The sequence below is a fragment of the Pseudovibrio sp. Alg231-02 genome (assembly GCF_900143565.1).
In the GTDB taxonomy this organism is placed as follows: domain Bacteria; phylum Pseudomonadota; class Alphaproteobacteria; order Rhizobiales; family Stappiaceae; genus Pseudovibrio.
Genome location: NZ_FREX01000017.1, coordinates 1 through 11,322 on the forward strand (window position 1 = coordinate 1; position 11,322 = coordinate 11,322).

Below are 11,322 nucleotides of genomic sequence, written 5' to 3' on the forward strand. Positions count from 1 at the left end.
CTTTGTCGGTATTGATCACGCGTGGTTTTTCGTAATCCTTCAAACCCCTTAATACTTTACCCAAAGAGGTTTTTGCGGCCTTTGTGTKGCGCGTTAGAGAGAGGTAGAAGTCGATTGTATCGCCCTGTTTTGTAACCGCGCGATAAAGATACATCCATTTTCCTTTAATCTTGATGTAAGTTTCGTCGACTTGCCAACTGCCATTCCAAGATGGCCGCCGCCAATGCCAACGAAGCCGCTTTTCCATCTCGGGTGCATAGTGCTGAACCCAGCGATAAATCGTAGTGTGATCGACATCAACACCGCGCTCTTCAAGCATGTCTTCCAAATCACGGTAGCTAATCCCGTAGCGACAATACCACCGCACAGCTCACAGGATGACTTCCCCACGATAATGCCACCATTTGAAATCACCGCTCACTGGAATACCTCTTGCTTTACCCAAACATCCGGCATCCGAATAGTATTTGCAACAGGGCCATAAAACACGCTCACCTGTCCAAATAAACGGAACCACCTCTGATAACCCACTCGACGTCACTTCAAAACCACGTAATAATCACCTCATTGAAATAGTTTATTGATGGACTACTAAATGAGTTGTCGATGGTCGTCCCAGTGGTTTGATACTACAGCAGATAAGTGCAAGCTGAACTTAGTCTGTCTGCCTCAGGCGGGAGGCGATACGAGCTTATATAACCGATGGAAAGCACCGCTAGGTGATCAGGTAAATGTGATGCCTGCTAAATTTCCAGGGCGAGGAACCCGGTTAAAAGAACCAGCAATCAATGCGATGGAAAGAGTTGTATCGCAGCTAGCGCTAGAGATTGAGAAGTTCGGCGGTGCGCCTTTTGCAATTTTGGGGTCAAGTATGGGGGGGTGGATTGCTTACGAGTTGGCGCTCCATCTTTTCAAGCAAAGCGGGCTGAAGCCAACGGCTCTTTTTGTGCTGGCATCGGCGTCTCCTTTTGCTCCAAGAACTCTACCGTTTCTTGATGGGTGTACTCGCGAGGAGATGGTTGATGAGCTCATCTCGTTTAATCCCGAGTTTGCTCAGATTGCACAACATGACGATCTTGTAGACTTGCTTTTACCTGCGATTATAGGTGACTTTGAACTCTGTGAGACTTACAGGCCGCGAGTTCCCTGGCAAATCGCGTCACCAATCTTTGCCTACGCAGGAACTAAGGATCAGATTGTGGAACCACATAAAGTGAAGGGATGGACGAAGTTGAGCTCTGAAACCGTTGCCGTTGATGAAGTCGAAGGCGGGCATTTTTTCATTGAGCATTCTCCAGCTAAAGTCCTTAATCAGATAAAAGACCATGCTGCAAACGTTGTTGGTCAGTTACACCAGCCTTCATCCATAGAGCTCGCTTAAGATTTCATGCCTGTTTCATTTTCCGTCTTTGATGCTCAGCATTGGTTTTTGGCTGTGAAAGAGCAATGGCAACGTTGCTGTGAGCCAGGCAAAGTGATGCTTGTTTTGTTGCCATTGGAGTATCCATTTCCAATGGACCAAGCGTTAACCGCTGAAGAGAAAACAAGAGGTGCCCGGTTCAGGTTCTTGCGAGACCGGCGCGCGTTTGCCTTGGGTCGCTGGGTCGTTAGAACCATTCTGGGAGTGGATCTGCCGCCAATACCCTTTCTGCTGCAAGATGGTGGTAAGCCATACCTTTCAGGATACCCGACATTCAATGTGAGTCATTCAGGCGGTTTGGTTGCAGTCGCTTTTGCACAAAATGCGCCCTTGGGTGTTGACATTGAACTCAAGCGACAAGGCAGCCAAATGACTGATTTGATGCCGCTTGTTTGTCATCCGATGGAGCGTTTACACATTGAATCAAGGAGTTCCAAGGAACGCGCAGCCATGTTTTATCGCTGTTGGACCCGGAAAGAAGCCATCTTAAAGGCAACAGGTGAGGGGCTGCGTGATGACCTCAGCTCACTTGACGTTAAGTTAAAGCAACAGCACCCCTGGATCACTTCAGAACCTCTTCCTTTGAAACTGCTGGATATTGAGGTCGGATGGGAAGGTTACAGCTGTAGCCTCGCAGTGGACCCCGGTATCACTAGTTTAGACATCCACTCTCCCTTCCAATTACGCCAACTCGAGTGTTTTGACCAAACCAGCAGTAGCCAATACGTGATCTAACGTTTCTCCCATGAGTATTGAATAGTGATCTGTTTCTACAATCTGCCAGTTTTGTAAATCTGGCAGTAGTTTAACCCAGATCTCACGGGAGTTTGCTGGTGTATTTTGGGTTCCGTTCAACCCTTTGGCAGTTTCAGATGCCAAGAATACATTCGTCCGCCAGAAAGGCGTCGGACTCATTGTATGGTGTACCATCGCTTCCAGGTTGGCTTTCGTACAGCGAACAAGTGCTTCTCGATAGGCCAGTCGTTCATGACTGTCCTCAACGAGGGCCCTTTTGTCTGGCCATTTCGCCTTCAGCTCCTTTAAGAAGATGATTTCGACTTCTTGCTCACTCATTTGCTTCAGATTTTCGCCAGAGTTTGGTGCTGGCGGATCAATGAGCGTTAAGTTGCCGGGAGCTCTTTGTTGCTTCGAGAGGCAGAGCGCCATTTCTTGAGCAACCCATGCCCCGAATGACCAGCCGACTAAATGAATCCGCTTATTTGCAAACCTTTCCGCTATGGCTTCAGCGTAAACCGCAGCTCTTTCTTTTAAACTGATTTTTGGTAGATCGGGATTTGTGAGGGCAGGATCGGCAATCACGGTGATCCCAATGTTGTCCGGGAGTTTTCCTGCCAGTTCTCGGTATGCTTCAACATCACCTCCGATTGGATGTATGAGAACAACAACTTCATCACCCTCACCAGAATGCCATTGGTGCGGGGCAACTGCATCTGCCCAAGTGCTGTTTGGAGAAGAGGGGTTTGCCTTGTGCTGTTGTTCAACCAGATTCATAATCAGGTCTAAGGAAGTGTTCTTTGGGATTTGGGAGAGTAACACCTGAATGTCATAGTTTTCTAAGAGGCTAACGACGTCCAGAAGAGTAAGTGAATCCATACCTAAGTCATAGAGGCATTCATCAGGGGCAAGCTGATCAAGTCCAAGCTGTTGCAGAAGAAGGGTTTCTATCTGATCGCGAATGAGTTTTAGTTTGTGTGTCTTGCTCGTTCGCGCATCAGATTTGATCTCGTTCCTGACCAGTGATCGATAGAAGTATCGAGCCTTTTCAACACCACAAGTGCTAACCAGCACTTGTGGTACAGTTGTATGAAATGCTCGAGAGAATGTGCGCAAGCCTTCTTTGTTGGATAGGCCAAGCGTCAGGTGTTTTTGATGTAGTTCATCTTGTGTATTGGAGTGGGTCGCCATCCCACTTTCGCTCCAGATATCCCAGTTGATGGTGGTTCTGATTGTGTCAGGGGTCACCGGATTGCTGTAATGCGCAAAGCTATCCATTAAGGCGTTGGAGGAGGCGTAGTCCAGTTGGCCAGCTCCCCCTAAAACAGCTGACATTGACGAGCAGTAGATAGCCCTCGTTGGCTTGAATACTTCAATGAAACGCTCAACAAAAATGCTTCCCTCATACTTTGCTAGCATCTTGTTGTAGACTTCTATCGGGTCACGGAAAGAAATCAGATTTCCTTCTCCAACTCCAGAGGCATGGACAACGCCTACAACAGGCATGTTTAATTTGGTGACACTCTCAAACGTCAGAGGCCACGTGGCTGGCTTTCCTATGTCAGCCTGTATCAGGTGAATTCTTGTATCAAACTGCAGAAGTTTTTCTGGAATGCACGGATTGCGGGAGATAATTGCGATTTGAGCATGAGGATCAGCCAGCAGGCTCGTACAAACTTGAATTCCAATCGCACCGCTGCCACCCGTCACCACGAAGAGAGCTGGCGCATCCAGTTTAGTCAGTTCGGCAGTTTGGCCATTTTGAGAAAGAGGTAAGATCCTGCATTCCCAAACAAATCCATTACGCAAGGCAAGGCGTTGTGGCTTCATATCTTCGAGTGAGAGTGCAAATGCAATCTCGGACCAAATGAAACCTTGTTTTGTGCCTTCTAAATCCAGCCAGAGTGTTTGGATGCCAAACTCCTGAGGGATCACAGAAAGTGGACCAGCGAGTAGCCCGTGTAGCGGCTGAGCGACTGTACCATTCACCGGTGCAGCCTCGTAAGAGAGCAGGCATATTCTGGATATCTCAAGCCCATATTTAGAGTGAGCCTGAAGCACATAAGTCAGGCTATCCAGACAAACCTTTTTTGCTTCCCGAAGGCTATCCAACTCATTTTGCTCGCCTTTACAGGACAATGGAAGCGCATGAAGCCAGTCCAACTCTCCAAGGTTCATAAATGACAGGTGGCTCAGAAGGTCTTCAACGGAGTCCGTAGAAAACGGATCTACCGACAACTTGTCTGAATGAGCACCAGAAATACGTCCGTCATAACAAACAGGCACAACACGATGGTAGACGGCATCAAGTGCGGCAAAGTCATCAGAGACGTTGTTCGGATCATATAGGACAACCGCTGTTTTTAATCTCTGCCCTGTTTTACAACTTCCAACGCGGCAGACTGGTTGCCAAACCATCTGGCTTAGCCATTGTTCCTCTGGCAGGCGTTTTGGAAGGTTTTCACTCGCCTTACTCTTGGCTGCTGGAAGCTCTAACACGTTGTATTGTTGAAGATTGAAGCAATAACCCGGCAAATCCCAAGGCGGCGGAGTACCTGCACTTTGTGACGCAATCTCTTTGCCTGCCAGCCAATCAGCAGCGGTTAGGCTGGCGGGATCGCAAACTCCTTTATTCTCATCACAGTAATGCGGGACGAATGATCCCAGAGCTTCAATTGTTTCTTCGACTTCATCACAATCGATAGCAAAACGCCATGGGTGTGCTCGCCTGCTTGATTGCAAATGTGAGAGAATCTGCTGAAATGAAGTTGGGTTATGTTCAAGATAATTCTTGATCTTTTCTGCCAAAGAAAAAAGTGCAGTCTTGGTATGTGCTGATAGAACAAGGCATTTTGTAGTCGCGTATCGTTGATGCTCGTCTTCCGAGGCTTCTCCGATTACAACATGAGTGTTTGTGCCGCCAATTCCGAAACTGCTGACGCCTGCATAACGTGGACGTGTATCTTCCCATTTTTTGCTGTTGGTCGGGATATAGAACCCCTTTTGATCCAAGCCAAGTTCTTGATTGGGCTGCTCAAATCCAAGGTTAGGGGGTACATAGCCGCGATAGATCGACAGTGCTGCGCGAATTAGTCCAAGGACGCCAGCACCGGCACCTAAGTGGCCGATCTGGCTTTTGACAGATGAAAGTGCGCAGGATGCTTTGGGGAGATTGCCGTATGCAGAGGAAAGGGCTTGTACTTCAATAGGATCACCCAGTTGTGTCCCTGTTCCGTGCGCTTCCACATATCCGACTTGATCACCCCTTACTCCTGCATTCGTAAGGGCTTGACGAATAACGCTTTCCTGCCCGGAAACTGAAGGTGAAGTATAACTCATTTTGGACCGACCATCGTTATTGATGGCTGATCCTTCGATAACAGCATAGATGCGATCACCGTCCGCTCGGGCGCGATCCAATGACTTCAACACCACCACCCCAACACCACTGGCGCCGATGGTGCCGCTGGCGTCTTTGCTGAACGGTGAGCAGTTGCCATCCCTGGAAAAGATGTGTTGGGACTGATACTTATAGCCCTCTGACATATCGGGATCTACAAGCACGCCTCCTGCTAGCATGACATCACATTCGCCATTTCGGAGCATGCCTGCGGCTGTATGAATGCCAATCAGCGAGCTTCCACAGGCGGCTTGTAGTGTAATGGCAGGGCCTTTGAGGTCCAGCTGAAAGGCAACCTTGGTGGCTAGGAAGTCTTTCTCATGGTGTAAGGCCATTTGGAACTTGTCGGGAAGGGTGGTTGGAGGTTTGGAGCGAAGGGCTGCGTGATAGTAGGTTGTCTCACCACAGCTTGCGATAACACCGATGTTTTGGTTGGTGTTCAGTGGAGGAATGCCAGCATTTTCAAGAGCATGCACGCAACTCATCAGGAAATGTCGCTGCTGCGGATCCATGAGCGCTGCTTCCCGTGGGCTGATACCGAAGTACTCAGGATCGAACGACATCATTTCGCTCATCTGACTTCGCGCACCAACGAAATCAGGGTTCTTTGGAGTGAAATGTTCAATTCCGCTTCGATTTTCACGAACCATTGACCAGAACTCGGCCAGGTCGTCTGCGCCCGGAACACGTAGCGCCATACCGATTATAGCAACTTTATCCGCACTTTGGGCTGTCGATGATTTGCTAGTCCAAGGTTCTGATTCCGCTTTTCCTTCAAGATGTTCTGCCAGATCTGAAGGCGTCACATAACGAAACAGATCTGCGATACTGACTTTTTCTTCCAGTGCTTTATTGATATGCATTTGGTAGCGCATCAATTGCAGGGAAGAGCATCCGGCCTCGAAAAATGTTTGATCCGCAGTGATGGATGCACCAGTGACATGTTCAAAAGCTGCAATGAGTTCATTTGTGCGTTGAATTGCGTTATTTGCGTTTATTTTGCGTTTTTTACGTTCAATCTTGCGCCATTTGCAGCTGGCCAATGCTCTTTGATTTATCTTTCCACTTGGAGCGCGGGGCCACTCGTCGACCTGTCTGAATTCGTCAACCCGGATGTAGTCAGGAAGCTGCGTTGAAAGATAGTGATCAAGCTCATCTGCGTTGATGGTGTCTTCTCGCAGGCTGACATAGGCATGGAGTTTTTTATGCTGGTCATCAAAGTCAACAGACGCCTGTTCGATGGCACCGTGATTTATCAAAGAGGCTTCCAACTGGCCGAGTTCAACGCGGTGACCTGAGATCTTCACCTGCTGGTCGTGACGCCCCTCATAGTTTATCTGTCCAAATTCATCCAGAAAGCCCATGTCACCGGTTTTGTAATAGAGTTTTGAACCGCCAGTGCCATGATCTGACTGGAGTATGACAAAGCGTTCAGCGTTCAGCTCTGCATTGTCCAAATAACAACGGTGAACCAGATCGCCGCCTATGAGGAGTTGGCCGCGTTCACCGGATGGAACCGGATGGAAGCTGTCATCTACGATGAGAATATCGGTGTTGTGAACAGGAGTGCCAATCGGTGGGCGGGTCGGCCAGTTTGCTGCTGGTCCGTGCATAGAGTGGGCGCAAACCACATGCGTTTCTGTTGGGCCATAGTGATTGTGCAAGGAGGCTTGGCGTAACTGCGTGAAAAACGCACGGAGGGCTTTGGTGCAATACAACTGCTCGCCGGCCGTGATCACATTCTTCAAAGCACCGGGGAAGATGTTGAATGTTTGAGCAGCTTCGCAAAACAATTCCAGCGCCACAAAAGGCATAAAGATGCGTTGCAGATTATTGTCATGCATGTAGTTCAATAAGCACTGCATGTCCTGTCGCCAAAGAGGATCAATGACATGGAAGCACCCGCCCGAACAGAGCGTTGAAAAGATCTCCTGAAACGAAACATCGAAGGCTAATTTGGAGAACTGCATGGTGTGTTCTCCGGCGGGCAACCCTCCCTGTTGCTGTTGCCAGTGCAACAAATTGCAAAGTGTCTGGTTGTAGACATCAACCCCTTTGGGTTGACCAGTGGAGCCGGAGGTAAACAGGGTATACAAGGGCCTTTCGCGACCTGAAAATTTCAGAGGATGCTGATGATCGCGTGAATTTCTGAGTTCTTGCAAATCTACTGGGAGCGCGCGTAAGTCTTGGCGATCAAGTGCAGAAGGTAAGGATGCTTGCACTGCATGGAGGATCCCGACTGGTTGGGCTTGTGAAATCACACCCTCCAACAGCTTTTGAGGATAGCTCAGGTCCAGCGGAACAGCTGTTACGCCGAGTTTTGTCACTGCCAGAAGCGAGACTATGTAGTCTGGGGAAGCATCCATATAGAGTGCGACGCGCGTAGGTCCTACAGGTTCTGTTGACCCAAAAATAGTGGACTGCATGTTAGCAGCCAAAGCATCGGATAACTCGTCCAACTCATGATAGGTGAGAGTGTTGCCGCGCCATGCGAGGGCAGGTGCATGTGGTGATAGTGAGACTTGTTTCTGAAACCAGCTTGCGACCGTTGTGTATGGCAGTGACTGGCTTGTACCAGTTACATGCGAAATGCGTTGTTGTGTGTTGAGTTGGAAGACGTTCGCTGCAACCTCTTCAGTTTCCATATGATCCAAACCAGCGAACATGGTTTGCTCCAGCAGGGTGATAGCATCATTGTCGAAATAACTGAGATCATACTCCCAGTAGAACTGGTAGGTTTCAGCTTCATCAAGAACAGACAGGTAGAGCGGGCATTTGGGGGCGACATCTTCAGGGTAAGATAGCTGCGCGCATTCTCCATTGAGCTTTAGCATTTCGTAACGGGTGTTTTCGGTCGCAAACATAAACTCAAACGGAATGCCCGAAATACGCTTCCTTTTCTGGAGATGATCAACCACATGTTCGAAGGCAACATCCTGACAGGCAAGGACTTGTTTTGAAGCCTGAGTGAGGGTGCTTGTATTTTGTTGAATGGAGGCAGTTGGGTCGATTTTAACCGGCACCAACGCTGTGTTGGCGAACATTCCAACTGTTGCTTCAAACTCTGTTGTTAGCCGGTTCGCTACAGGGCTTGCAACTGTGAAACTCGTTCTCCCCGTGTGCACATAAAGTGCATGGGCAAACAGCGCGTGAAAGACCTGATGGGGTGTTAGTGAAAGACGCTTTGCAATGGTTAGCAAATTTGCTCTGGTGGCTGCGTCAAGACGTGTCAAACGTGTTCGCCCCGCTGAAACACCTTGCATCCCTTGACCGTGTTTCAGCACGGGCTTCCAGCATTCCTCCATCTCCGGCGCGTCGTATAGCTTGAAGAGAGCATCCTTTTGCTTGTTGTAATGTTTAGTTTCCCATAGGTGCGACTGCCATTTTGCAAAATCTAATGGTGTCAGCCCAATTGGCTTTTGGTCCTGTCCTGTCTCGTCTGTTTCTGCCTGAAATGAACGGGAAAGATCTTCAAACAAGATGTTGAGTGACCAGCCGTCCAGAATGATATGGTGTGCATGAAACAGAAGGACGCTGCTGCCATTTGGTTGGTGGACCAGATGAAGTTGAAACAGGCTTGGGTGCTCAAGAACAAATGGTTGAGTGAGGAGTTTGGTTTGGAGTTGCGAAATTGCTTCTTCTTCCAAGGTTCCGTGGAAGTGAAACGCCTCTGGATTGCTTTCAGCTACCCGCTGTTGCACCCCATCATCAGTGAAATGGAAGCAGGTGCGCAGTGCCGGGTGTTTTTTGACCAGCTCATATGTTGCGTGACCCAAACTTTCGGAATTCAGATGACCTGAAAACCGAAAGATGAACGGTGTATTGTAAGATATGTCAGCAGGGATCCGTTGCTGCTGTAGCCATAACCGCATTTGCTCCGAGGTTGCCTGCTCTTTTGCCAAACCTGATGGAGCAAGTGCAGGCGGTAAACTGCTGGCTTGCTCATTGTGCTTGCCAACAATCTCAGAGAGTTCAGCAAATGTCAGGTTTAGAAGCTGTGACGGCGCAACGCGGCAGCCAAATACTGAGTTGAGTTGGTTAGATAAGCTGATTGCTTTGAGTGAATCGCCCCCAGCAGTAAGCAGCGTCTCTTCACGGCTTAACTGCGCCACACTCAACACCATCTCTGCAGTTTGCAGAATGCTGCTCAGAACGGCACTCTCCGAGGCTTGAGAGGAGGAAGTTCGCCGGAATTGAGCAATCTCCATTTCTTGAAGGGCTTTTCGATCAATCTTCCCGTTTGCATTCAGAGGTAACGAGCTAAGGCAAAAGACCTTATGAGGACGCATGTAATCTGGCAGGGACGCAGAAAAATGGGCATCAAGCTCTTCATAATCAAGCTGCTCTTCAATTGCTAAGTAAGCGTGCAATTCAAGCGGATTGTTTTGCTCCTGCACTGCTAAAACACAAGTCTGCTGTATCTTCGGATATTGCAGGATGCGTTGCTCGATTTCTTCAGGTTCTACGCGAAACCCGCGTACTTTGATCTGCCTGTCAACGCGGCCCACATACTCGACCAGACCTTGCTGATTGAGGCGGACCAGATCGCCAGTGCTATACCACTTTCCAGAGTTTGGAAGGTTTACAAACCTGCGCTGTGTTTCCTCTGTTCTATTCAAATAGCCATGAGCGACGCCTGCACCGCCAAGGTAGAGTTCTGCAGTTTCTCCAATATTGGTGATCTCGCCGTTTGATGACCTTAGCTGACAGTCTGTACTTGCAATGGGACTGCCAATGGGAATGATGCCTGCATCAAAGTCCCGAGGAATTGCAAAGCACAAGGCAAAGGTCGCACACTCTGTCGGGCCATAAATATTGTATATCTGACAGGTGCTTTCAGGGTTTGCAGCATACCATTTCTCGATCGTTTTCGGGTTCAACTGCTCCCCGCCAATGAGCAGATGCCCAAGCGTTCCAAAGCAGTCAGTCCCGTGATCGACCATCGCATTGAACAGAGAAACTGTCATGAACATGGTTGAGATCGATTGCTGCTCCAGTTGCCGGGCAAAGCCTACAAAATCGGTGAGTTCGTCACTGGAGAAAACGACACTACATCCACCAGTTAAAAGCGGCACCCAAACATCGAAGCTGAGTGCATCAAACGCAGGGTTGGAAATGTGCGCGTAGCGATCTCCAATATGCATTGGGACAAAGCGGGGTTGATGGGCAAGCCTCTCGATTGCTGAGAGAGGCACTTGAACGCCCTTGGGAGCACCCGTTGTTCCAGAGGTGTAAAACAAAAATGCCGTTTTCGCCAAAGGATAGCGCGGGAGGTCATGGCTATTCTCATGCAGGCTTTGGATGAGTAACTGATCCGCATGAAGGACCTGATGTGCTTCTCGGGGAAATAGCTTGGATTTACTCGCATCCGGAACGATGAGAAAACGTGTTTGACTATCAGATAAGATTGCTGATTGCCTGGCTGGCGGGCTGGCGGCATCTAATGGGACAACTGTTGCTCCCGCCTTCAAGATAGAAAGCATGACAACTACGAGCTCTTGTGAACGAGGCAAACAGACGGCAACCACATCGCCGTTTTTTACGCCGCAGCCTCTCAATGCTAAGGCGACTTGCGAGGAGAGTTCGTTGAGCTCTTCGTAGCTGAGGATACGATCATGATCCTGCACCGCGGCCAGTTCTGGGAAATGATCCGCATAAAAGCTGATACTGTCTAACAACGAAGATTGGACGGGTCCCTGATCGCCAATTTCCAAATCATAAGAGGTCGAGGCTAAGTACTCATGAGAAGTCTTGATAGTCATGTAAG

4 protein-coding genes are annotated in these 11,322 nt (G+C 49.0%); 2 read left to right on the forward strand and 2 right to left on the reverse strand.

Annotation, left to right across the window (positions count from 1 at the left end):
• Positions 1 to 367, reverse strand: a 367-nt coding sequence (locus tag DHN43_RS25905; protein WP_244307017.1) for an IS6 family transposase, incomplete at its 3' end; no start/stop codon positions are given.
• A 228-nt stretch (positions 368 to 595) separates the two neighbouring features.
• On the opposite strand from DHN43_RS25905, the gene DHN43_RS25910 reads away from it, so the two are divergent.
• Entirely contained in the window at positions 596 to 1,381 is a 786-nt protein-coding gene (locus DHN43_RS25910; protein WP_084405891.1) for a thioesterase II family protein, read from the forward strand.
• 6 nt (positions 1,382 to 1,387) lie between these two features.
• On the forward strand, positions 1,388 to 2,155 hold the full coding sequence (locus DHN43_RS25915) for a 4'-phosphopantetheinyl transferase family protein (RefSeq protein ID WP_108820576.1): 768 nt from the start codon (positions 1,388 to 1,390) through the stop codon (positions 2,153 to 2,155).
• On the opposite strand, the gene DHN43_RS25920 is transcribed toward DHN43_RS25915, so the two are convergent.
• Positions 2,102 to 11,317 carry a non-ribosomal peptide synthetase gene (locus tag DHN43_RS25920; protein ID WP_159096991.1) on the reverse strand — a complete coding sequence of 3,072 codons (9,216 nt, stop codon included), beginning with the start codon at positions 11,315 to 11,317 and terminating at the stop codon, positions 2,102 to 2,104. The two genes, DHN43_RS25915 and DHN43_RS25920, sit on opposite strands and share 54 nt — an antisense overlap.
• Positions 11,318 to 11,322 lie beyond the last annotated feature (5 nt).